The organism is Paenibacillus silvae (genome assembly GCF_014639235.1).
Classification (GTDB): Bacteria; Bacillota; Bacilli; order Paenibacillales; family Paenibacillaceae; genus Paenibacillus; species Paenibacillus silvae.
On sequence record NZ_BMFU01000003.1, the window covers coordinates 81,184 to 105,121 of the forward strand.

15 protein-coding genes and 2 tRNA genes are annotated in these 23,938 nt (G+C 48.7%); 1 reads left to right on the forward strand and 16 read right to left on the reverse strand.

Features of this window, described 5'->3' with window-relative positions; translation table 11 throughout:
- Positions 1-46: 46 nt before the first annotated feature.
- From zapA to leuB, 15 genes are all read right to left on the reverse strand, one after another.
- Positions 47-2,935, reverse strand: a complete 2,889-nt coding sequence (zapA, locus tag IEW26_RS11050) for a cell division protein ZapA (protein WP_188592468.1) — start codon at positions 2,933-2,935, stop codon at positions 47-49.
- Between the two features lie 138 nt (positions 2,936-3,073).
- Positions 3,074-5,527 carry a phenylalanine--tRNA ligase subunit beta gene (pheT, locus tag IEW26_RS11055; RefSeq protein WP_188592469.1) on the reverse strand — a complete coding sequence of 818 codons (2,454 nt, stop codon included), beginning with the start codon at positions 5,525-5,527 and terminating at the stop codon, positions 3,074-3,076.
- Between the two features lie 47 nt (positions 5,528-5,574).
- Entirely contained in the window at positions 5,575-6,609 is a 1,035-nt protein-coding gene (gene pheS / locus IEW26_RS11060; RefSeq protein WP_145403110.1) for a phenylalanine--tRNA ligase subunit alpha, read from the reverse strand.
- A gap of 424 nt (positions 6,610-7,033) precedes the next feature.
- Complete coding sequence (abc-f, locus tag IEW26_RS11065) at positions 7,034-8,929, reverse strand: ribosomal protection-like ABC-F family protein (protein ID WP_188592470.1); 1,896 nt, start codon at positions 8,927-8,929, stop codon at positions 7,034-7,036.
- A gap of 451 nt (positions 8,930-9,380) precedes the next feature.
- Positions 9,381-9,451: transfer RNA gene (locus tag IEW26_RS11070), tRNA-Gly, on the reverse strand.
- A gap of 11 nt (positions 9,452-9,462) precedes the next feature.
- A tRNA-Pro gene (locus tag IEW26_RS11075) sits at positions 9,463-9,536 on the reverse strand.
- Between the two features lie 139 nt (positions 9,537-9,675).
- A complete protein-coding gene (locus IEW26_RS11080) occupies positions 9,676-11,802 on the reverse strand; it encodes a bifunctional diguanylate cyclase/phosphodiesterase (protein WP_188592471.1) in 2,127 nt (708 codons plus the stop codon).
- A gap of 309 nt (positions 11,803-12,111) precedes the next feature.
- Entirely contained in the window at positions 12,112-13,068 is a 957-nt protein-coding gene (locus tag IEW26_RS11085; RefSeq protein WP_186322954.1) for an aldolase catalytic domain-containing protein, read from the reverse strand.
- Between the two features lie 83 nt (positions 13,069-13,151).
- On the reverse strand, positions 13,152-14,489 hold the full coding sequence (locus IEW26_RS11090; protein WP_188592472.1) for a hypothetical protein: 1,338 nt from the start codon (positions 14,487-14,489) through the stop codon (positions 13,152-13,154).
- A complete protein-coding gene (locus IEW26_RS11095; RefSeq protein WP_188592473.1) occupies positions 14,486-15,601 on the reverse strand; it encodes a DUF58 domain-containing protein in 1,116 nt (371 codons plus the stop codon). The genes IEW26_RS11090 and IEW26_RS11095 overlap by 4 nt, the downstream gene beginning before the upstream one ends.
- Positions 15,602-15,605: 4 nt before the next feature.
- Positions 15,606-16,571, reverse strand: coding sequence for an AAA family ATPase (locus tag IEW26_RS11100; RefSeq protein ID WP_188592474.1), 966 nt, complete (start codon positions 16,569-16,571; stop codon positions 15,606-15,608).
- A gap of 122 nt (positions 16,572-16,693) precedes the next feature.
- Positions 16,694-17,800 carry an ATP-binding protein gene (locus IEW26_RS11105; protein ID WP_111272354.1) on the reverse strand — a complete coding sequence of 369 codons (1,107 nt, stop codon included), beginning with the start codon at positions 17,798-17,800 and terminating at the stop codon, positions 16,694-16,696.
- A 358-nt stretch (positions 17,801-18,158) separates the two neighbouring features.
- Positions 18,159-18,575: a hypothetical protein gene (locus IEW26_RS11110; protein ID WP_090922221.1), complete on the reverse strand. Its 417-nt coding sequence runs from the start codon at positions 18,573-18,575 to the stop codon at positions 18,159-18,161.
- A gap of 354 nt (positions 18,576-18,929) precedes the next feature.
- A complete protein-coding gene (locus IEW26_RS11115) occupies positions 18,930-19,469 on the reverse strand; it encodes a peroxiredoxin (protein WP_111272355.1) in 540 nt (179 codons plus the stop codon).
- 350 nt (positions 19,470-19,819) lie between these two features.
- Positions 19,820-20,905 (reverse strand): 3-isopropylmalate dehydrogenase, encoded by a 1,086-nt coding sequence (leuB, locus tag IEW26_RS11120; protein ID WP_145403116.1) that lies wholly within the window; start codon positions 20,903-20,905, stop codon positions 19,820-19,822.
- Positions 20,906-21,203: 298 nt separating this feature from the next.
- Here leuB and IEW26_RS11125 point away from each other — a divergent pair, with 298 nt between their 5' ends.
- Entirely contained in the window at positions 21,204-22,184 is a 981-nt protein-coding gene (locus IEW26_RS11125) for an aldo/keto reductase (RefSeq protein WP_145403117.1), read from the forward strand.
- 140 nt (positions 22,185-22,324) lie between these two features.
- Here IEW26_RS11125 and IEW26_RS11130 read toward each other — a convergent pair whose 3' ends face one another.
- Complete coding sequence (locus IEW26_RS11130) at positions 22,325-23,866, reverse strand: 2-isopropylmalate synthase (protein ID WP_145403118.1); 1,542 nt, start codon at positions 23,864-23,866, stop codon at positions 22,325-22,327.
- Positions 23,867-23,938 lie beyond the last annotated feature (72 nt).

The window sequence follows — 23,938 nt, forward strand, 5'->3', positions numbered from 1 at the left end:
AATTGTGCAAGAGTTTGCTGATCAGAACCTTCACGGAAAAAAACCGCTATGTCTGATCCTGCTCAATCAATTCAATCCATTCGTTATATTCCGTCTGTAGTTTCGTATATTCATCATGGAGCTGGCGATATTCCCTATTCAGCTGCTCCGCCTTCTCTTGTTCCATTTCCCGCTCAACCTGCATTAACCGCAGCTGATTGGCCGCCAGCTCATAACGTTCACTAATTTCCCTCAGTTCATTCTCCATGATCTGCTTCTCTTCGTCTGCCTCAGCTTGCAGCTGCTCCCGCTGTGTGCGCTCCTTCAAGAGCTGGTCTCGCTCCTGCGCCAGTTCCTCCAGCTTCTCTGAACTCACCGCACTTTCACGCTGCCACGCCGTCAATTCGCTCTCCAGTGCAGTCCAGCGTTCTTGCCATGCCTGCTCCTGAGACGCCCATTCTTCCGCACGAAGCTTCCATACCTGTTCGTTCTGCTTGGCAGCCTGTACCGTATGATCTAATTGAGTTCGGAGCCCTTCTTCACGTTCTGTCAGTTGCTCGATGCGAGAAGACAGCTCTGCCTGATTCGCTGACAGATCCTCATGTTTAATCTGCCATTCCAGAGCCTCTTCTTCAGTCTGAGCAAGTTGATTCGCCTGCTCCGTATACCGTTTCGCAAGCTGTTCGGCTGACTGCCTTGCTTCGTTGAGTGCATTCTCCAGGCCTTGTCTCTCTGCTTCAAGCTCACTCATACGGGAGCCGATGCTCTCTTCACGCTGCAGTGCATCACTATAATCCTTACGGATTTGTTTGTACTGCTCTTGCAGACGCATTAATTCCTCTTGGGCGCTTTGCAGTTCGTCATGAGCCCCATTTAATTCATTATGGACGCCATTCAATTGATCGCGAGTGCCATTCAATTCTTCACACGTATCATTTAATTCATGACGAGTCTCATTCAGTTCATTACGAGTGACATGTAGCTCATTACGAGTGCCGTCCAGCTCCGCAACCAATTGCTCGCGCTGAACTGCCAGCTCCTCGGCTTCTTTCTCATATCGCACGGCCTCCTCATTGTAGAGACGCGCTTCTTCTTTGACAACCGTCAGCTCATCATGCAAAGACTGCACGCCAGATTCCAGCGTTTCATTTTGCTCGGCAGCTTCAAGAATCTGATTCTCCAAATCGCCAATCTCAGCCAGGCGCTGCTCGGCAAGCACCTTCCATGACTTCTCGCTCTCGGCGAGTCCGCTAATTTCATTCTGTAATGTACGCACAGCCGCATGAGCCTGTTCAAGCACCTTCTGCAATCTGCGTTGCTCTTCCTCCGACTTCGCTCCCGCTTCAAGCAAATGCTGTGCATCCTGCTCAAGCTGGGCATGCTGCTCCTGAAGCTTGCGCAATTGAGCTGTAAGTGCTGTCTCACGCTCCACCGCTTCGTTGTACTGCTCCTGCCATTGCTGCTGGGACTCCTGAGCCTGTTTCAACGTTTGCTCTGTTTCGCGCAGCTTGGTTTGCAGTTCGCTGCTGTCGCCTTTTATCTGCTCCAGCTGCTGCTGCAGCTCCACAATGCGGCGTGCCTGAATTTCCTGCTCCTGCATGAGAGCCTCTCGCTCCTCATGCAGCGACTGTACTTGTGTACGTTCCGTCTGCAGCAGCTGCTCCTGCTCGGAAACCACTTCCTGCGCATGCTTCAGCTGCTGCCGTACTGCTTCAAGCTGTTCATTCAATTGTTGTATACGAGCTTTCGCCTGTCCGCGTTCTTCCTCAAGCTGATGTATGAGCTTGCCTCGTTCCTGTTTAAGGCGTTCCTCAGCTGCGGCTGTTGTCTCAGCCGCACGGACAGCTGCCGCTTCCTGCTCTTCTTTCAGCTGCTCTTCAAGCGATGCTTCTTTCTCCATCCATTCCAGCTCAGCTTGCTCTGCACGAGCATTAAATTCAGCCTCAAGCTCCTCCATCACAGTACGCTGCTTCTGTTCGGCTTCAGCCTGTAAAACCTCTCGCTCCTGCTTGGCCTGCTCAGTCAAAGCATCTGCCTGCTTCCGGGCATCATGCTGTGCTTGCTCCAGACGCTGCTTCATCTGCTCCTGCAGCTCAGCATATTGAACAGCTGCTTCCTCCTGCACCTGCTGCAATTTAACCTCAGCCTGTTCCAGTTCAGACAAAATAGCTGCTTCAGCTTCTTCCTTGGCCGCCTGCACCTGCTGTGCCGCCTGAGCCTCCACTTTCTGCCGTTCAGCCGCCGCCAGACGTTCTGCTTCCTTCAATTGAGCTGCACTTCTGTCCTGCAGCTCTTTATATTGAGCAGCAGCTTTGGCCTGCACCTGCTGCAGCTCCGCTGCCGCACGGTTCTGAGCCTCCTTAAGCTGCGCAGCAGACTGCGCATGCACTTGCTTCAGCTGATTGGCCGCTTTTTCCTCTGCTTCCTTAACACGTGCAGCAGCTTTGGCCTCCGCTTCTTTAAGCTGTGCCGCACTTTGAGTCTGCAGCTTCTGAATCTGCTGCTTCATCTGACTGCGCTCCTGCTCCAATAGCGCAGTCAGCCTGGAGATTTCGGCTTGCTTCTCTGAAGCCAGCTTCTGCAAAGCCTGCTCCGCTTCCTGCTTCTGCTGACGAGCCTCGTTAAGAGACTGGTCGCGCAGCTGCAATTCGTTTTGATGTTCATTCTGAATGGCGTTTAACCGGTTGATTTCCTTGCGAAGCTCCGTACGTTCTCCCGTAAGCATCTTGAGCTCATTGCGGATTTCCTCCGTCTGAAGAGACTGCTCAGCCATATGTACAGCTGCAAGTACAGCAATGCGCGGCGTATCTAAACGGGAATGACTTTTTGAAATAGCGCTCATACGCTCATCTACCAGGTTTGCTACTTGTTTCATATAGTCGGCACTGCTGCCAACCAGTTTATAGGAAGTCCCGTAAATCTCTACGGTGACGCGTGTACGATCAGGTGTAGTCACAGTTGTGCCCTCCTTCAAGTCTGTATGTTGATTCTAAGCTGTCATGACAAAAAAGTCACATCGATCCTCTAATGCTAAGGATTCGATGTGACTTCAAGCAATTCCTGCTAATCTCTATTCAAAAAATTGACTTCAGTTCTATTTACGCAGTTCTGCGTTGAATTGCTCTTCCAAACGTGTGACAACACGTGCATGGACTTCCGTAATCTCTTCATCCGTCAGCGTACGTTCACGGTTCCGATATACGAGAGCCATCGCCACACTTTTCTTGTCTTCACCAAGCTTGCTGCCTGTGAACACATCGAATACCTGCACGGTCTCCAGCAGTTCACCTGCGGATTCACGAATAACGCGCAGCATGTCTCCAGCTTCAATATCCTTGCCTACCACTACAGCGATATCACGTTCTACAGCCGGGAAGCGCGGAAGCTCGCGATAACGAATATCCGCATCAGCTTGTTTATATATCGCCTCAAGGGCAATTTCAGCCACATAAACATCGTTCAGATCATACTGTTGCTGCAGTTCTGGATGCAATTGGCCAATTGTACCGATCAACGTGCTCTCACTGCCATCTTTGCTGTCCAGGAGCACGGAGGCAGAACGCCCCGGATGGAAACCTTCCGGACTGTTCGCCACAAGACGAATTCGTTGCCCCAACCCCAGATAAGCAAACAGATGTTCAAGCGCTCCCTTCAAGTCGAAGAAATCCACTTTCTCCGCCCCGACATTCCATTGCTGCGCTGCACGATTGCCTGTAAGCAGCAAGGCGAGTACCGGAATTTCATGCGGCTGCTTGGTGAGCTTCTCTTCTTCCGTGAAGAACACACTGCCCACTTCAAACACCGCAAGTGAATCCTGTTTCCGGTTCATATTGTAGACGGCAGCATCCAGCATCTGTGGCAAAATGCTTGTGCGCAGCACGCTGCGATCCTCACTCATCGGCATGGCCAGTTTAACTGCCTTGCTTCCTTGAGTCAGAGCCGGGAACAATACCGCTTTGTCCGGGTGCACAAACGAATAACTGATCATTTCCTGCCAGCCGCTGCCGGACATTACACTGCGAATCGTACGACGAATGGCTTGAGGACGTGTGTATGCTCCCGGTGTCGTCGGGCCTTCGATCCATGTCGTTGGAATGTTGTCATACCCGTACAGACGGGCAACCTCTTCAAACAAATCCACGTCCAGCGTAATATCTCCTCTGCGCGTTGGCACCTCAACGTCCAGCACTCCCTGCTCTGCATCACCACATGCAAAATGCAGCCGGGCAAAGATCGTTTTCACCTCTAGCAAAGACAAGTCTGTACCCAGATAACGGTTGAGCCTACTCAGCGACATTTGAATGACACGTTTCTCGGAAGCCTCCGCTCCAGCCTGCACAATCCCTTGATGCACAATACCTGACGCATAACGCTGAATGAGTTCAGCCGCACGATCCAGAGCCGTAATGACCGCACCCGGGTCCACCTCTTTTTCAAAACGCAAGCTTGCTTCGGAACGCAGCCCCAGTTGGCGCGACGTCTTCCGCACCGTTCCGCCGTCAAACTTGGCGGACTCCAGAAGCAGATTCACGGTGCCCTCCGATACCTCGGAGTTCTCACCGCCCATCACCCCTGCGATGGCAACCGGTTTTACGCCATCGGTAATGAGCAGCATGTGCGGCTCCAGCTTGCGCTCCTGACCATCCAGCGTCACAATCGTTTCGCTCTCATGCGCCATGCGCACCTCAATGCGTCCATTTTCCAGCTTATCCGCGTCAAACGCATGCAAAGGCTGACCATATTCCAGCATCACATAATTCGTAATGTCCACGATATTGTTGATGGGACGTACGCCCGCCGCAACGAGACGGTTTTGCATCCACAGCGGGGAAGCCCCCAGCTTGATGCCAGTCACATAACGAGCCGCATAGTGGCTGCATTGCTCCTGCGCTTTGATCTCGACCGAGATATGCTTAGCGGCTTCGTCGCCAGCTTCGACCAACTGCTCCTTCGGATTCGGCAGCTTCACTTCACGACCAAGAATGGCTCCCACTTCGTATGCTGCACCGCGCATGCTCAAAGCGTCGGAACGGTTCGGCGTCAGATCCAGCTCCAGCACATGATCGTCAAGACCCAGCACCTGGCTGATCGGCGTACCAATCTCGGTCTGCTCCGGCAGAACCAGAATACCTTCCTGTTGATCCTTCGGCAGCAATTTGTCGTTCATGCCCAGCTCTTTGGCGGAGCAGATCATGCCGAGCGATACCACACCGCGCAGCTTCGCCTTTTTAATATCCAGACCGCCAGGAAGCTTTGCACCTACAAGGGCTACCGCTACCTTTTGACCCGCATCCACATTTTTGGCGCCGCATACGATCTGCAGATCTTCCTCTTGTCCTGCATCGATAACACATACATTCAGCTTGTCCGCGTCCGGGTGTTTCTCCTTGCTCTTGACGTAGCCCACAACAACCTTGTTTACGCCCTGATTGCGGTTCTCCACAACATCAATTTCGATCCCTGCACGGGTAATTTTCTCTGCCAGCTCCTGTGGTGTCACACCTTCAAGCGAAATATAATCAGACAGCCAATCTGTCGATACTCTCATGCATGTTCACTTCCTTAATCTATATATTGGTTTGACGTTTACTTGAATTACAGCCGTCCGAATTGTTTCAGGAACGTCTGATCACTGTTGTAGAAATGGCGAATGTCGTCAATGCCGTATTTGAGCATCGCAATCCGCTCTACCCCCATGCCAAAGGCAAAACCGCTGTATTTCTCCGGGTCATATCCGCCCATCTCAAGCACTTTCGGGTGAACCATACCGCCGCCCAAAATTTCAAGCCAGCCTGTTTGTTTGCAAACCCGACAACCGCTTCCGCCGCACTGCACACAGGTTACATCCACTTCAGCACTTGGCTCGGTGAACGGGAAGAAGCTTGGACGCAGACGAATTTCCGTGTGGGCTCCGAACATTTCACGTACAAACTGCAGCAGTGTTCCTTTCAGATCACTCATGCGAATGCTTTCGCTGATCACGAGACCTTCTACCTGATGGAACTGGAAGGAGTGTGTCGCATCATCGTCATCACGGCGGTATACTTTACCCGGGCAGATGACCTTTACGGGAACTTCACCTTTCATGCTCTGCATCGTACGAACCTGCACAGGTGAGGTGTGTGTACGCATAAGCAGGTCCTCTGTCACGTAGAAGGAATCCTGCATATCACGGGCCGGGTGATTTTTAGGCAGATTCAACGCTTCGAAGTTGTAATAGTCCATCTCAACCTCTGGACCTTCCGCTACACGATATCCCATACCGATGAAAATATCTTCGATCTCCTGCACCACTTTGGTCAGCGGATGCAGACCTCCTTGACGTCCACGACGTCCTGGCAAGGTCACGTCAATCTTCTCGGATTGCAGACGCTTCGCGGTCTCTTCCTTCTGGAATTGCTCCTGCTTGCTGTTGATGACCTCTTCAATGGCTGCGCGCACCTCGTTACCAACTTGCCCGATGACTGGACGTTCCTCTGCACTAAGTGCGCCCATGCCGCGCAAAATTTCAGTCAATGCACCTTTTTTGCCCAAATACTTTACACGCAGATCGGCCAGCGTCTGCGGATCGGTTACGCCAGACAGCTGCTCCAGCGCTTCGATCTTCAATGCCTCTAAACGTTCTTTCATGTGTAATTGCCCCCTTTAAATGCTGTTATTGCAACAAAAAAAGGCCTTTTCTCCCCAAAAGGGACGAAAAGACCGTGGTACCACCCTTGTTAGACTCCCGTTGTCACATCGAACTATATATCCGACTCAGCACGTTCTGTCTCACTCTGTACGGAATAACGACCGTTAACCGTTTACCCCTACTGTCGCTTCCGTGCATACACACATCAACAGGTTCAGGGAACCGCTCCGGAGTGAATTTCAGCAGCCTGGTTCTACAGAAACGCTCTCAATCTATGGCGCTTCCTCCCTGTCCAGAGGCACTGCTTACTTGTCTCCATCAATACGTTTACTCAAGTTAAACTTATGCTTATACATACCAATGATCGCATGATCGTTCATTATTATAAGCAAAATACGGCGAAATAGCAAGCTTGCCCAGATGTTAATTTGCAGCGTTCCCCTGATTCCTCAGTTCTTTCAATCGCTGCTGAATCTTACGAATCTCGGCGGCTTCCGACTCCCGTCTCTCCTCATCCTCGGCAGTGATCAACCGCTCAGCTCCGGCGGCACTGACTGGGGAAAGCAACTCCGACAGCCTCATCTCCAGACGCAGCCGTTCATCATCCGAATCCCGTGTATCCAGCGCAGAATCCCGCAGCCGCACCGTTTGTTCCCAATCGGCTACACCACCCTCGAAGAGTGATACCGTTCCGTCCGGCTTCAAGTCACACAGACGATTCGCCAGTGTTCGGACTAACATGCGGTCGTGAGATACAAGAACCAACGCACCGGAAGCTTCTTTCAGTACATTTTCCATCACTTCCTGCGTATCGATATCCAGATAATTCGTCGGTTCATCCAGCACAAGCAGATTGGCACCGCCAAAGTATAAACGCAGAAACGCTACCCTGCACTTCTCCCCCATGCTTAAATCTCCAATACGCTTGAACACATCTTCTCTTGAAAATAAAAAACATCCCAGAATCGTGCGCGCAGCGCTCTGTGTCATCGAGGGAAGCACAAGCAGACTGTCCAGCAATGTCATGTGTTCAGGCAGTCCTTCCAGCTCCTGTGAAAAATAACCGATGCGGAGCTGGGGATGCCGGGTAACCCGCCCCTGCACTGGCTGCAGCTCTCCAATCATTAATTTCAGCAGCGTGCTTTTGCCTGTTCCATTTGGTCCGCGGACCGCAAGCCGATCCCCGCGCTCCACTGCTGTTTGAATATCACAAAGCAAAGACTGCTCCGGCTTATAGGAGAAGCTGACTCCCTCCAGCGCCAGAAGCTGCCGCGCACCAAGTGTGCTCAACTGCAGCTCCATGTTCAGCTTGGCTGCTTCACGCGGTTTATCCACCCGTTCATTCTCCAGCCGTTCCAGCTGCTTCTGTTTGGCATGGTAACGCGAAATATTTTTATTGGCCCTGGCCTTGTAAAAGCTCTGGGTGATCTTCACCTCTTGGTCTCCAGCCGAGTTATGGGCTTTGTGAAACCACTGCTGATAATTACGAATGGTTTCCTCCAGCGCTTTGCGTTCCAGCTGCTGCTTGCGATAGATCGTCTCCTGCTCTTTGAGCTCCCGCTCCTTATGGGTCTTGTAATCGGAGTAACCGCCCTTGTATTTGGTTAGCCGATCGGCGCTGAATTCGATGACACCTGTGGCCACCTGGTCTATAAACGTGCGGTCATGGGATACAAACAGCACCGTGCCTTCATATGAAGCAAGCCAGCTTTCCAGCCAGCGCATGCTCTCTTCATCCAGATGATTCGTTGGCTCATCCAGAATCAGAAACCTGGGCTTGCTCACCAGAAGCCCTGCCAGCCGAGCCTTCGTTTTCTGACCGCCGCTAAGGGAGTGGTAAGGCCTGCCCCAATGCTCTGCCGTCAGACCAAGCCGGGTCAGCACCTTCTCTACCTCTGTTTCCCACATGTACCCGTTCAGCTGCTCATATTCTTCCAAAGAACGAGCATATTGGTCAAGCAAAGAAGTGTCCTCCTCTGCATCTGAATCTCTTAACCGATGCTCCATGTCTTCCAGTGCCCGTTTGATCTCGTCAATCCGTCCACTCTCCCGGCGTACTGCATCCAGCACCTGGATGTCATCCGTTACGTCTGTGCGCTGGCGCATAAACCCCCATTCCTGCAGCGGAAGATGCCGGTCAATTCGTCCACCTCCCTGCTCCTCACCCAATATAATGCGTAACAAGGTGGTTTTGCCGCAGCCGTTGCGACCCAAAATAGCAAGGCGTTCGCCCTCGTTAATTTCAAGATTTAACCCTGCAAAGAATTCATGTCCGTTCCACTCTTTTGATACTTCATGCAAGCGTACCAATGTCATCATGAGTCCTCATCCTTTCCTGAACAAAAAAACCGCTGGCATCAGCCGGCGGTTTAGCAATTGTTATGGAATCTGGCATTCAAACACAGACATGGATATACAATGGCATGAACAAAGAAACCCAATTTCGAGTACAGCAAAGCTTCCAAGCCCGCTCTTCCCATTGGTCCCATACCATTCCCATAGCTGAATCTGGACACACGAATCCCCTCATTGCTCAGCCGCTCGGCTGACTGCGTCATACATCAATGTGCAGTTAACTGGGGTTCAATTCATGTGTCTTACTTCATGGGACGTATGGTTACCTCTCATTCATGTATAGTATCAATACCTCGTTATTGTACCAGATGATTGAAAAAAAGCCAATCTCAATAAATAAGCTGTCGCAAATCTTTAAAAATGGACAAAAGAAAAACCCTTGTGGCGCAAGGGTTTAAGGTGTTACGAAGTATAAAGCGGGTGATGGGAATCGAACCCACGCTATTAGCTTGGAAGGCTAAAGTTCTACCATTGAACTACACCCGCAAAATGAACGATCGGGACGACACGATTTGAACATGCGACCCCCTGGTCCCAAACCAGGTGCTCTACCAAGCTGAGCTACGTCCCGTTAAATTCCAGTGGAAGTTAACAGTGATTTTACAAAACTTAATATAACATGATCCATAAGAACACGCAAGGTTCTTTTACGATTTTTACCATGAAAAAGGGGACCAAAAGGCAGGAACGCTCTCGCGGCCCTGCTGCTCTTACCCCACAGGCATGTCTATGTCCCTTAGGAACTTCTTCTCGAAAACGGCAGCTTCAATCGGTTGACTGAAGAAATACCCCTGAGCCTCATGGCAGTGCTGGTTGCGCAAAAACAATATCTGATCTTCATTCTCTACCCCTTCGGCTGTCACTTTCAGCTGCAGATGGTGTGCCATCGAAGTGATGGTGGATACAATAGCGGCGTTGTTGCTATCTTCCATAATTTCATTGACAAAGGAACGGTCAATCTTGAGCCGGTCAATCGGCAAATCTTTGAGATAATGCAATGAACTATATCCTGTACCAAAGTCATCAATACTGATATGTACACCAATCTCTTTAATTTTCTGAAGCTGTTCAAAAGCCCGATCCTTGTCAAACGTCATGCTCTCGGTAATTTCCAGTTCAAGCCATGCAGGCTCCAGCCCCGTTTCTTTAAGGATGCTATTGATACTATCGAGCAGGTGGGAATGTCTGAACTGTCTCATCGAGAGGTTGACTGACACGCATAATTTACGATATCCCGCGTCCTGCCACCGCTTGTTCTGAGCACATGCCTCCCGCAGAACCCATTCTCCCAGCGGAACGATCAGTCCACTCTCTTCCGCCAGCGGAATAAACTCTGCTGGTGATACGGAGCCTCGCTCCGGATGCTGCCATCTGACCAGCGCCTCCATGCCCACAACCAATCCACTCTGCAGATTCACCTGAGGCTGGTATACCAGGTAAAATTGGTTACGAACCAAGGCTTTACGCAGATCATTCTCCAGCTGCAAGCGCTCCTGTGCCTTCATTTGCATCGCATGTGCGTAACGGTTAAGCTCTATCCCTTGTTCCTTCGCACTATGCAGTGCGGTATCTGCATTCTGTATCATCTCTTCCGGAGATTTGCCGTCGTAAGGGAAAATGGCCATACCGATACCTAATGTTAGATGATACTCGTTGCCATCCACCATGACAGGCTTCTCAAAGAGCTGCAGAATGGATCGTGTGCGGCACACAGCCGTATCCGTAGCATAGAAATCTGTCATCGTCAGGGCAAACTCGTCTCGCCCCAATCCGAATACCTCTTCTCCGGGGAGACAAGATTGTCTCAAGCGTTGTCCAACCTGATGTAACACCCGATTAGCTGCCTGCTGGCCGAGTGAATCGTTGATTGTTTTGAACCGATTAATATTGAGCACCAGCACACCAACGAGCTTCTCCTCTGCAACAGCCTCATCCATCATCACTTTCAGCTGCTGGGTAAGACGACGGCGATTCGGAAGACGCGTTACATCATCATGATGTGCGATATAATTCATTTTGGCCTCAGCTGCCTGCTGCTGCAAGAAAGGTGTGTCCACCACAGAGGCGTAAAGCCCCTTCTGAATGAAAAAGTACCCCATGCAATTGCTAAGCATACCAAAGAGCAGATTAAGATCCTCCACTGTCTCTGAGAGTACAAAAAACCCTTGACCTAGCAAGAAACAAAGTATGCCGCAAAGTATAGGCGGAAGATTGAAGTCTCTAGACTTTCTCCACTCTGTATACAGAATGAGAGTACTAACGACATACATCAGGCCAGCCACCCCATGCATAATATTGAATAATCCACCAAGCTTCTGCCCCTCAAGCATCTTGGGCATCAAGCTCCATTCCTGAATAGCAAGTATGTACAAAATGAGAAAACAGCCTATTGTCGCACTAAACAGAAAAAATTTGCGCGGTAATGCAACTTGCTTCTCCTGTACCGTATATATAAATAACAGACCCGCAGAGCAAATCAGTGATCCCATCGTAGTCATCATCAAGGAAAAGTTGGATTCCATCATCGCTTTTGAAGGAACTTCTTCAGCGAATGAAACGATATGAACCAGTTCAAATAGACCCACCATGAGAAAAAGTGTTGTCATTAACACTCTGCGCAGCGTCAATTTTTGGGTCTGGAACAGCCAGCTTTGATTGTAGATGCCTATACAAGCGGCGGTCGCAGCGAATCCACCCAGCAATGTTAACACCGGGTAACCCGAAATGATCAGATCAGAGTTTGAAGAAGAACGAAACCATTGACTTACGAGGAAAAACAATAAGCCGCCTGCGGCGACCCAACCTATTTGACTCTGATCTTGCATTTTAACCTTCATGCCATGTTTTCCTTCCCGGGATCACTATCCTGAAATACGTGTAAGAATGAACGCTATTTTTCTATTTCACCAAGTATATTACACATTTCGACAAAAAAATATATTGACCAATGTTTAATTCTATATTCTGCATGTTCCATCTGGTACATAATAACATTTAAATCCGTATTCGTGAACTAAAAAATAGTTATAAGTAGGAATATCTATTCATAAAAATGACTAAAAATAAGGAACAAAGAACTAAAAAAACATGGTTCTCGTGTGAGAAACCATGTTTTTTTAATTTTCAACCTTATTTCAGACTATTTTTCATTTATCGAAATTCACTTCAGGGGTTGTCAGCTTATCATAGAAGTCAACCACCTTGTCTTTGTCTTCTGATGCACGAAGTGCCATAGCTGAACGAGGATGCTCGTCCAGTGCACCTGTGATCATGTAAGGCAGGATGTATCCCCATTCTTCTTTTTCTCTTAACGGAACCATCAGCTGCTCCAACACGTCAAGTACCGGACGCAAATTATATTTAGTTCCTTTCAGATGAGCTACGAGCAGTTCAGTCGGACAGTTGCCTGCTGCACGTCCCATGCCATATACAGAAGCATCCAGCAATTCAACGCCAAGCTCCGCTGCTACAAGTGTGTTGGAGAAGGCAAGCTGCATATTGTTATGCGTGTGAACACCAAGGCGTTTATTCGGAAGATGTGTTTTGAATTTCTCGACCAAATATTTCACATCGTTATGATCCAGACTGCCATAAGAGTCCACGATGTAAACCACATCAACCGAGCTGTCTTTAATCATTTCAAATGCTTCCAGCAGCTCATTCTCCATCACATTGGAGAGGGCCATAATATTCAGTGTCGTTTCATAACCCCGGTCATGGAATGTTTGCACCAATGCAAGCGCCTTGTCCACATCTTTGCTGTAACAAGCCACACGGATAAGATCCAGCATGCTTTCACTACGCGGCAAAATATCATTCTCATCTACCCGGCCCACATCGACAAGTGCAGACAATTTGGTATTTCCTTTTTGCGGAATCACTTTGCGCAGAAAATCATCGTTCAGAAAGCGCCATGGTCCGGCTTCTTCTGCACCTTTGAGCAATTTAGGGGAGTTTTTGTAGCCGATCTCCATATAATCAACGCCAGCTTCGTTCAGGCCTGCATACAGCTTTTGAACAAAGTCTACGCTAAAATCCCAATTATTCACCAATCCACCATCACGGATGGTACAGTCTACAATCTTGCAATGATTTGTCTTCATCAATGTCTGCTCCTTTTCTGACCAACTTGTGTATTCCTCTCATGATACTTGAACGTGACAAGAAAAGTAAAGGGATTCCGGGCTTATTTACTGTAAGATTTCCAGATTCGATCCATCTCAATCACATCCGGATGATCTTCCCCGTTCCGCCCGTAACGAACAGCGTTATATGCCGCAGGAAGTCGCGCAGCCAGTTCCTGCTCGCCAGGCTTGAAATGGCTTTTCGCATCCAAAGGTTCGGAGGGGCTTGTTATAATGGTTTCTGCTGCCTCCAAAGGTGTATGTGACTTCTCGATTCCGACTCCACGCTGTAACGCCTGATTTACCCATGTTCGATAATAATAACGAATACGTTCGCCGCTCTGCGCCGGAACCGATTCCCTTTTGCGGAACCATCGCTTGCGAACCTGCGTTGGCACTTCCAGCGATTCACTGATATCTACATACTCTGTTTTTGGTGCTTCCCTTTTCTGGACAGGCTGCAGCATACCCTTGAATCGTTCCTCAAGTTTATTCCAGATCACTCTTGCCAGTTTGGCGAAAAGCCAGATCATCACTGCCGCCGCTGCACTAAAAACAACCCAGCTGAGAATCTCCCAGAACATAGAAGGTTCCGAAGGAGGACCCTTCAATTCATCAGGCAAGGTCATCGGTTCGTTGGAAGCCTGAGGTGTATCGGGCAGTTGCTGCGGGGACGAGGTTCCCAATAAACTTCGAATCCACGCCAGCACACGATCACGTAGCGGTGCAAGCCAGGCCGCCAGACTTGGAAAAGCGCCAATTCCGACGATTACCACCAGCATCCATATGATCCGTTGATGGTTCGCCCGCGTAAATTCCCGCAGCACCAGCCTCCGACTCCCGTCGTTAAGCACCGCCCGATCGAGCTGTGTTCTGTACTGTGCAACAATCCATAACACAAAACTGATTACTCCGGCGGCATACATATACATCGCGTACATCTGCAATGGCCACAAAAATTGAACCTGACCTGCCGCGATCGTGAGCACAATGGCACTGATTACACCTATAATCTGCAAGCGCCACAGCATCGTGGAATGATAACCGTGATCGTACTGAAAGCCTGTAAACGCTGCCGTAATCGAACAAGCAGCCAGCGTTATAATAATTGGAAGGGAGAGAGGCAGCAGCATACCCGGAATGATAGCAAACAAAGTTCCGATGACCAGTGCTGCGGTACTCCGAACGAACGAACTGCGTTCCATCAAACCAGTGAAGCGATGCTGGAGCCATTGAACAAACCAGCCAGTCACAACAAATAAACCCAATAATATAAACGGGATCATTCTTTGAGCATAGAGCGACGTGATTGTCATGATTGGGAACAGATATACACCGATGCTTAATAAAGCCAGCATTGCGATGCTATGCATACGCTTTCTTTCATCGTTTTCGTTCATGCGCCCACCGCCTCTGTTTTCCTCTTCAACTGCTCGACAGGCAGAATGGTTACCCGATGCCCCTGCTCCTGCAAACGCATGATTTCATACTCCATAGCCGGTGATACATAGGACGTAATTAACAAATAACTGCGGACCTGCTGCTCTTCTTCACTCCATCTGACCTCATCCTGCAAAAACTGCTCCATCGGCACCAAGCATTTCAACTCGGTTTCAGCCATAGCCTCCAGTAACATTTCCAGATGTGGTGTTCCGTAATCCGGTTCGATTCGAAGCACATCACGCCCTCCGTCTGTTCTGTAGCCGTTATGAGCAAATCCGGCAGGCAGCCCTCTGTCGATCGCATCGGTAGCTGCGGTGGCTGCGTAGCGAAGCGCCTGTTCAATCAGCTCAGGCCGGGTGACTACACTCCACATGTCTGCCGATTCCTGAATATTGACGATAATCCAGGACTGGGGATCAGCGGTCCAGCCTTGTTTGTACACCTGCAGGTCCCCGGTACGCGCACTGGCTTTCCAATGAATACGATTCATTGGATCACCGGCTCCATAGGGCCGCACACCCAGGATCAGAAACGGATCTTCCACAATCCAGCGCGACACCTCAACCTCGCCCTGCCATACCTGATAGATTGCCGGCATATCTTCTATACTTACAAGTGAAGGATACACAATCATCGACATCTGTACAGGGATCGGTTTTGTGGAACGCCACACACCAAACAAGTCCCCACCTGTCATTGTAGCTGTATCCATCCTGTATACACCACGTTTGGAGCACACAAACGGATGTGTGCGTGTAATTCGATTATAGGGTTTTAATGTAAAAATACTTTTATGGTTCTGATAAATATTCCCTTGACTGATATCCATGCCTGAACCGGTGCGAAAAATAAATGAAGCCGGCATCATCGCCTCCAGTCTGAGCCACGGAACGGAGATTCGTTTTTCATTGGATATCGTCTCAATCATCTCCAGTTCGTCCCCAGCATAACAGCGCATTTTGCTGAATTGTCTGCTGTACTTGAGGTTTCGCAGCACTGGACGCCCAAACCATACTCCATGCAGCACCATAATGAGGCTCCCAACCACAACAAGCCAGAGAAGTTCCATAAGCCTAGCGCCCGCCTGTTGTCAGTGTCTCTGTCGGCACCTCTGTCTGGCTTAAAATCTGCTGAATAATCTGTTCGGCCAGTCCTTCCTGCTGCCTCACCCGATTACGAAATACCAAACGATGAGCCAGCACAGGCTCTGCAAGCACTTTGATATCATCCGGCACAACATAATCTCTGCCGTGTAATGCAGCCCAAGCCTGAGCAGCTCTCAGAAGTGCCTGTGCGCCCCTTGGACTAACACCCAGTGATAATTCAGCATGTGCTCTGGTTGCTTCCGTAAGCTGCACGATATAACGCATCAGATCCTCGTTTACAGTAACACTTGTATACATTTCCTGGGCTTTCAAAAGCTGTTCTCGCGAGATCATTGAAGATAAATCATGTACGGAGCGACTGACGGCTGTTCTTTTGAGAATCTCGATGCTTTCTTCTACACTCGGATAACCCATGCGAATTTTCATCATAAACCGATCCATCTGGGCTTCCGGCAACGGAAATGTGCCTTGATTATCAATCGGATTCTGGGTTGCAATGACAATAAACGGTCGTTCGAGCTGCCGGGTAGAGCCGTCGATACTAATCTGACGTTCTTCCATACATTCGAGCAGACTGGACTGTGTTCGCGGTGTAGCCCGGTTAATTTCGTCTGCCAGCACAAGATTAGCAAAGAGCGGACCTGGTCTGAATTCGAAATCTCCTGATTTCTGATTATAAAAATGAATGCCTGTCAAATCAGAGGGCAGCAGATCGGGAGTGAATTGTATCCGCTGAAACGTGCAGTCCAGCGAGGCTGCCACTGACTTGGCAAGCATCGTTTTTCCCGTGCCCGGCACATCCTCCAGAAGCACATGACCAGAAGCAATAATGGCTGTCAGCACCAATTCCATCGTACGCTCTTTACCAACAATCACTCTACCTACATGTTCAATCAACTGCTGATTCATGCTCTCCATATCCTGAATATTCAATGTAATCCCATCCTTCCGCAGTGAGCCTATGTATTCGCATACATTTCTAACTATAACCCTAATCGCTCTGACAAAAAACAAAGGAATCGGCAGCACACCGATCCCTTCTGACATGATCTCTATTAAACTACCAGTGGGAGCTTGATCATAAAGCTGGTGCCCTCGCCCTTTTGGCTATCCACCGAGATGGTGCCGCCATGATTTTTAATGATACGGTAACTTACAGAAAGCCCGAGACCGGTCCCGCTTTCTTTGGTAGTGAAGAACGGATCAAACAGACGCACCAGCGTATTGTGATCCATGCCGCGACCATTATCAGCTATCGTAATCTGCACAAATTTATTATCCGTGGCTGTTTTAATGCGAATCATGCCTGTATGCTCTTCACCCACCTCTTCAATGGCATCCATTGCATTTTTCACCATGTTCAGAATGACCTGCTTGATCTGCTTAACGTCGATTGATACGCTAAGTGGTGTATCATCAACCTCCAGCAAGATTTCGCAGCCCTTCATCAGACCTTCACTCTCTGTCAACAGAACGACCTCCTTGAGCAAGGATTCTACGGTCATAATCGTCTTCTGCGGAGCGGAAGGTTTCGAGGAGTTCAGAAACTCGTAAATAATATCGTTAGCCCGGTCAATCTCCGTTAAAATAATTCGTGCGTATTCGTCTTTGCCGAGCTGCAGCAGATGAGGACGCAATAGCTGGATGAAGCCGCGAATAGCGGTTAACGGATTGCGAATCTCGTGGGCAATGGAGGCAGAGATACGTCCAAGCATTGCCAGCTTGTCATTTTGATAGGCGGTTTGCTCGATCTGCTTGTAATCCGATACATCCTTAACGCTAAATAAAAAATCACCATCCATCTGATCACCATAGGTAACCGTAACGAGCCAGTGCCTTCCGTATTCGTCTGTCAGCTCATGATAACGCTTACGATGAAAGATCGTTTCCCGATAAATTCTTAAAATTTTCTTTTTCTTGAATCGACTCATCTGAGGCAGACTCAGCATCTGCATCAACGTGCATCCACTTAACAGATCTCTTGGCAGTTCCAACAGCTTGGCCATCTGAACATTAATAAACGTCAAGATACCGCGGTTGTCAAACAGCATAATTCCACTATCCATGTGTTCCAAAACATTCTCATACTTATTGTAATCCAGATGCACTTGAGGAGGTACATCTGCTCGCTGAGGCACTGTATCCTGAAATTCACTAATCAATTCAGGTTCCTCCTTTTCACGTAAATGATAAACATTGCCATACGGACATCATATCATCACAGAAACAGGAAGGGCCGATTTAAGTTCATTACCGGGTTCCTTTCCAAACTTCTCTCATTGCCAGACGAAAACTTTAAGCATTGCTCCGTCTCTTTTTCAAGTCTGTTTTTATCATAGACAAGTTTGGGGAAGAGAGTCAATCGGAGAAAGTGTCGAATGGAAATTATTTTGCAAAAATAGCAGCCGATATGGAAATAAAACGCACAAAAACGAAGCCTCCTCACCTTAAAGGTAAATCAGCTTCGTTTAGTATCGCTTTATTGAATGTAATACGTGCATATGATGTCTCGGTACGTAATTATAGTCCCGTTTTGTTATGCTGAATTTTCAACTTCCGTTGACTCATGACGGCAAGACGACGTTTCAACTCGCTCTCCCACTTCTCATCCTTCATTTCCTTGGCGAGCCGCAGCAGATCCAGCGACATGTCAATCTGACGCTGCACAATCACCATTGCATCTTCACTTTCACGATTGACGCAATTTTCGAAGATCGCATCCTCGTCTTCTGTGACATAGTCTTGAAAATCAATCTCGGAAGCTCCATCGCCATGTGCATACTCAGCAAGAATCTCATATTCGTTCTCAACCTTGTAATGCACCTCGACCCGGTGACACACCGGACAAAACAGCAGGGGAACATTATGAACCTGGGTGCGGTAATGCTTCAGCGTGCCCTTCGTTCCCACCATACTAGCCCCACAACAGTAACTCATTTTTGTTCACCCTCCTTATTAGGTGCCGGAATTTATCTATTGCCAATCCCGTGCACTTCAAAAACTTCCGAAAGGGAATCGTGTTCAAACAGTGTATCACATTTATAAACAAATTATAAATGTGGAGCACCGGAATAATTACCGGGTTTCCATACCCTATTCGCCTTACAAGCCTTCAATTCCTCTTTCCTCTGCCCAAAATAAAGATATTCTTCTATTACATTATTAACACGCCTGAAAGCTTGTTCAAACACTTTGACTAAGATAACGTTCTGGCTTTGCAAAAGGTTGCAAAAAGCCCTCAATCCCCGAGGGGATGAGGGCTTGAACATGAAGAGTTCAAGTAAACCCGGCTTACAGGTTTTTGTCGCCTGGTTTCCAGTTCATTGCACACAATCCGCCGGATTGCAGTGCTTGCAGTACGCGAAGTGTTTCTTCAACACTGCGGCCTACATCGTTGTGGTTAACCACTTGATATTTCAGTTCGCCTTCTGGATCGATGATGAACAGACCGCGCAATGCTACGCCTTCTTCTTCGATCAGAACGCCGTAATCTTTAGCAACTTGCTTCGTGATATCGGAAGCGAGCGGGAAGTTCAACTGACCAAGACCATTGCTGTCTTTCGGTGTGTTGATCCATGCTTTGTGGCTGTGTACGGAGTCTACGCTCACGCCAAGGATTTCTGTATCCAAAGCTTTGAATTGCTCGGAAGCGTCGCTCAAAGCTGTAATTTCAGTTGGGCACACAAATGTGAAGTCCAAAGGATAAAAGAAGAATACGAGCCATTTGCCACGGTAATCGGACAATTTAACGGAACCAAAATCCTGTCCGTCTCCCGATACTGTTTCCATTGCGAAATCTGGTGCTGGTCTACCAACCAAACGTTCTGCCATAACTAAAAATTCCTCCTTTGGGATTATGTAAGCATCCATATGGAGTGCTCATCATCAGGATACAAGCTAGCGCTTGTCCTGTCATTAATCAGTTTGATACTTGTTCTCAAGTACATTTAAAATGTTATCATCCGTACTTCTCAAAGTCAAGATTATAAACGTTATTTTTTTATAATAATTATAAATAAGAAATTTCCGTGCCAAAATTGTAAAAGAACAGCCCTCTGTTTTTTCCATGATTGGAACCAACAAAGGTGGTTTTACATGGGAAGCAAAGGGCTGTGTATTATTCATCACGGAGCATGGATTCCTCTATGATATTTTGTTATATGGAAATTAAATCGGAAAGGTTATGCTTTTTTCTGAATAGCTGCGACAATCAGATCGCCCATCTCTGTGGTGCTGATGGCTTTGCTCTTGTCAACAGCGATGTCGCTTGTACGGTGGCCCGCATTCAATACGTTGGCTACCGCTTCTTCAATGGCATCCGCACCTTCTGCATATCCAAACGTTGTACGGAACATCAATGCCAGCGACAGAATTGTTGCGATCGGGTTTGCCAATCCTTGACCAGCAATATCCGGCGCAGAGCCGTGCACTGGCTCATACAGCCCGAAGCTTCCTTCACCCAGTGATGCGGAAGCCAGCATACCGATGGAACCGGTCAGCATTGCTGCTTCATCACTCAAAATATCACCAAACATATTTTCTGTTACGATAACGTCAAAGCTTGCCGGACGGCGCAGCAGCTGCATAGCACAGTTGTCTACAAGCACATGCTCCAGTTCAACATCCGGGTAATCCGGAGCTACGCGGTTAACCACTTCACGCCAGAGGCGGGAGGTTTCCAGTACGTTTGCTTTGTCAACCGAAGCCAGCTTTTTGCGGCGGCCCTGAGCGATCTCGAATGCTTGACGAACGATGCGCTCAACTTCCGCAACGTTGTACGCACAAGTGTCCACAGCCTCTTCGCCTTGTGCACTTTCACGTCTGAACTTCTCCCCGAAATAAATACCGCCGGTCAGTTCACGAACAACCATCAGGTCAGTGCCTTCAAGCACTTCCGGTTTCAGCGTGGATGCGTCTTTCAAGCAGTCAAATACGACAGCCGGACGCAGGTTGGAGAACAAACCAAGTGCTTTTCGAATGCCAAGCAAGCCTGTTTCAGGACGCAGTTCCTTGCTGTTATTGTCCCATTTCGGTCCGCCAACTGCGCCGAGCAGCACTGCATCTGCATTTTTACATACTGTCAATGTTTCTTCCGGCAGCGGTGTGCCCTTCTCGTCAATCGCAATACCTCCAAACAGAGCATGCTCTGTTTCAAAACGATAACCGAACACTTCCTCCGTACGTTTCAGAACTTTCTCAGCCTCGGCCACCACTTCAGGACCAATTCCGTCACCTGCAATTACCGCAATTTTTTTCACGTCTACCATAGGTTGTACACTCCCTCTTATTCAATCATTCTTCATTTCATCTTTTCACAAGGTCATTCTTAAATTCTTTTGCATACTGTTCAAACTTCGTCTCATTAATAACTCTCTTCTTTGTATCATATTCTACGGTCATTTGACCAAGATATACAATCTATGACTTTAATAGTTTTTGCCTATAAGAGTCTCGCCAATGCTTGCTTATAAGGTTCGGAGCCCTGTTTGCATGTTGTTCCTCAGAACTGCGTAAGGTAAAATATACCTGAGTCAAAATCAGGAAATGCTGGAGGGATGTTAAACCATGCAATATTCTTATCTGGGTAAATCAGGCCTTAAAGTCAGCCGCATCTGTCTTGGAACGATGAATTTTGGACCTGCCACGGACGAAAAAGAAGCTTTTCGCATCATGGATGCGGCACTCGATGCCGGAGTAAACTTTTTTGATACCGCTAACATTTATGGCTGGGGAGAAAATTCCGGTCTGACTGAAGAGATTATCGGTCGCTGGTTCAAACAAGGTGGTGGACGGCGTGAAAAGGTTGTGCTTGCCACCAAAGTTTACGGCTCCATGCATGATGAAACAGACGGTCCGAACAATGAGGCAGGTCTCTCCGCATATAAAATCAGACGTCATCTCGAAGGCTCGCTGAAACGCTTGCAAACCGACCATATTGAGCTTTATCAGATGCACCATGTCGATCCTGCCGTTACATGGGACGAGCTCTGGGGAGCATTTGAGCATGCGGTATATCAGGGCAAGATCGGATATGTAGGCTCCAGCAATTTTGCCGCTTGGCAGATCGCTCTGGCTCAAAGCGAAGCCAAAAACCGCCATTTCCTCGGACTTGTGTCCGAGCAGCATAAATACAGCCTGAACTGCCGGCTTCCTGAACTGGAGGTACTGCCAGCTGCCAAAGCGTTAGGTCTTGGCGTTATCCCGTGGAGCCCGCTGGATGGCGGATTCCTGGGACGCAATGCGCTGCAGAAGCTTGAAGGCACTCGCAGCGGCGGCATTGCTGAGCGCATCGAGAAACAGCGATCACAGCTCGAGGATTTCGCTGCCCTATGCCGTGATCTGGGTGAGCCGCAGGACACAGTAGCCCTTGCCTGGGTTGCAGCCAATCCGGCGGTAACAGCACCCATCATCGGTCCACGCACGCTGGAGCAATTTGAAACGGCGTTGAAATGCCTCGAACTGACACTCGATGAATCAACGCTTCAGCGTCTGGATGAAATCTTCCCTGGCCCTGGTGGACACGCCCCTAACGCATACGCATGGTAATTTTCTAAAATAAGGTTGTCACGAGAAAAGTCTGACCCTGCCGGACTGTTTATATCATATCAACGTGCTAACTGCGTTGATATGATACGAACAGCAGACTCCAGCGAGTCAGACTCTTTAGGTGCTCAAGTGCTCATCATTTACAAATTCACATTTACTCGATTCGTGTAAGTTTTCCGTTTCTCAATCAGCTGGTTCAAGCCGTCCACATATGCACGTGCACTTGCTCCAAGAATATCGGTGCTCACACCGCGTCCTTGAACGGAGACCTGGTTTTGTGTCAATACAACATGAACTTCACCAAGCGCATCTTTGCCATGTGTGACCGATTTAATGGAATAATCAGACAGCGTAACCTCTTCTCCGCTCACCTGATCAATCGCATTGTAGATCGCATCCACCGAACCATTACCTTCAGCCTGCTTCTCGACGGTTTCTCCATCCAGAGTTGCAATCCGCACCTTAGCCGTTGGTACCGATTCATCACCATATGTCACAAAAATCGATTCCAGTTTATACACCTCAGGTGCATCCTGCAGTTTCTCTTCGATTACAGCGAGCAGATCCTCATCCGTAACTTCCTTTTTCTTGTCTGCCAGATCTTTGAACTGTGCAAACGCCCGGTTAAGTGCTTCTTCATCCAGTTCATACCCAAGGTCGATCAAACGTTCACGGAATGCGTGACGGCCAGAGTGTTTACCAAGCACCAGCTTGCTCTCTTTCAGACCAATCGTTTCCGGTGTCATGATCTCATATGTCGTTTTTTCCTTCAGCATGCCGTCCTGGTGAATACCTGATTCATGTGCAAACGCGTTTGCTCCAACAATCGCTTTGTTGCCCGGAACAACCATGCCTGTTAGGCGGCTGACCAGACGGCTGGTGCGTGCAATTTCGGACAGTTGCAGCGTCGTTTTGGCCTGGAAAAACTCCTGGCGTGTCTCGAGTGCCATCGCAATCTCTTCAATCGCCGTATTGCCTGCGCGCTCCCCGATCCCGTTGATGGTACCTTCAATCTGATCAGCGCCATTCAGAATCGCCGCAAGTGTATTCGCTGTTGCCATGCCGAGATCGTTGTGGCAGTGCGCACTCAGCTGTACTTTATCTATGTTGTGAACATTTTCTTTCAGATGTTTGAAAATATTGCCATACTCGTATGGGCTCAGATATCCGACTGTATCCGGAATATTGACGACAGAAGCACCCTCTTCGACCGCCATATTGACCATTTCGACGAGGAAATCATATTCTGTACGACCTGCATCCTCCAAAGAGAATTCAATCTTGGAAAATGTCTTCTTTGCATAACGGATCGCAGAGCGTGCCGTATCCAGCACCTGACCTTTATCCATGCGCAGCTTATGCTGACGGTGAATGGGCGAGGTCGCCAGGAATACGTGAATACATGGGTCCTGTGCACCTTTAAGCGCTTCTTTGACCGCATCAATATCCTGCTCCCTGGAACGGGACAAACCAATCACTGTAACATTTTTAACCGCTTTCGCTACGGCGTTGACTGCAGCCAGGTCACCTGGAGATGCCGCCGGGAAACCTGCTTCCATCCGGTCAATGCCAAGCCGCTCCAGTTGATGGGCAATCTCCACCTTTTCACGAGTGTTCAGATTGACTCCCGGAGATTGCTCTCCATCACGCAGCGTTGTATCAAAAACGTAAATTTTACGCACGCCTCGCACCTCCTGCTTCGATATGTTTCCACAAACCAGAATAGCGGCTCACGCATAAGCACGGCCGCTATT

What these genes read in the sequence shown, in the direction of transcription:
- pheT (WP_188592469.1), bottom strand. Translation starts at nt 5,527, where the DNA reads ATGAGAGTATCGACAGATTGGCTGTCTGATTATATTTCGCTTGAAGGT.
- pheS (WP_145403110.1), bottom strand. Translation starts at nt 6,609, where the DNA reads ATGAAAGAACGTTTAGAGGCATTGAAGATCGAAGCGCTGGAGCAGCTG.
- abc-f (WP_188592470.1), bottom strand. Translation starts at nt 8,929, where the DNA reads ATGATGACATTGGTACGCTTGCATGAAGTATCAAAAGAGTGGAACGGA.
- IEW26_RS11080 (WP_188592471.1), bottom strand. Translation starts at nt 11,802, where the DNA reads ATGAAGGTTAAAATGCAAGATCAGAGTCAAATAGGTTGGGTCGCCGCA.
- IEW26_RS11085 (WP_186322954.1), bottom strand. Translation starts at nt 13,068, where the DNA reads ATGAAGACAAATCATTGCAAGATTGTAGACTGTACCATCCGTGATGGT.
- IEW26_RS11090 (WP_188592472.1), bottom strand. Translation starts at nt 14,489, where the DNA reads ATGAACGAAAACGATGAAAGAAAGCGTATGCATAGCATCGCAATGCTG.
- IEW26_RS11095 (WP_188592473.1), bottom strand. Translation starts at nt 15,601, where the DNA reads ATGGAACTTCTCTGGCTTGTTGTGGTTGGGAGCCTCATTATGGTGCTG.
- IEW26_RS11110 (WP_090922221.1), bottom strand. Translation starts at nt 18,575, where the DNA reads ATGAGTTACTGTTGTGGGGCTAGTATGGTGGGAACGAAGGGCACGCTG.
- IEW26_RS11115 (WP_111272355.1), bottom strand. Translation starts at nt 19,469, where the DNA reads ATGGCAGAACGTTTGGTTGGTAGACCAGCACCAGATTTCGCAATGGAA.
- leuB (WP_145403116.1), bottom strand. Translation starts at nt 20,905, where the DNA reads ATGGTAGACGTGAAAAAAATTGCGGTAATTGCAGGTGACGGAATTGGT.
- IEW26_RS11125 (WP_145403117.1), top strand. Translation starts at nt 21,204, where the DNA reads ATGCAATATTCTTATCTGGGTAAATCAGGCCTTAAAGTCAGCCGCATC.